General features: G+C 55.1%; 1 protein-coding gene. It reads right to left on the bottom strand.

What is annotated here, in order from left to right; all coding sequences use genetic code 11:
- The coding region (locus AC5RVV_RS18210; RefSeq protein ID WP_494002740.1) for an SDR family NAD(P)-dependent oxidoreductase at positions 1–382 on the bottom strand (382 nt) is incomplete at its 3' end.
- Between the last annotated feature and the right edge of the window lie 14 nt (positions 383–396).

The following is a 396-nucleotide window of genomic DNA, read 5'->3' as shown; positions in this document are numbered from 1 at the left end:
TCCAGAGGCCGGCAGTAAGGCCTCCATCAACTGTCATTGTCGAGGCCGTTACCCATTGCGCGTCACCGGATGCCAGATACACAAATGCATCAGCTATATCTCTAGGAGAACCGAGCCGTCCAAGGGGATGCATTCCGGTTGCTGATTTCCGAGCCATGAGTTCGTCTTCCTGGTCAGCGAAGAACCCGCGAATCATTGGTGTCTCAATGAACCCAGGCGATACACAGTTGACGCGAATCCCATCCTTTGCCCCGTCTAGTGCCATGCACTTCGTCAACATAACTACAGCTGCTTTGGAAGCACAGTAGGCAGCGTCGGATGGGATCGCCCAAGTGCCAGCAATCGATGCGGTGTTGACTATAGCGGCATCCTTCGAAGCCACCAGCCTGGGCCAAG

It is taken from the genome of Arthrobacter sp. MDT2-34-1, assembly GCF_059091365.1.
This window is presented reverse-complemented; position numbering and strand designations above follow the sequence as displayed.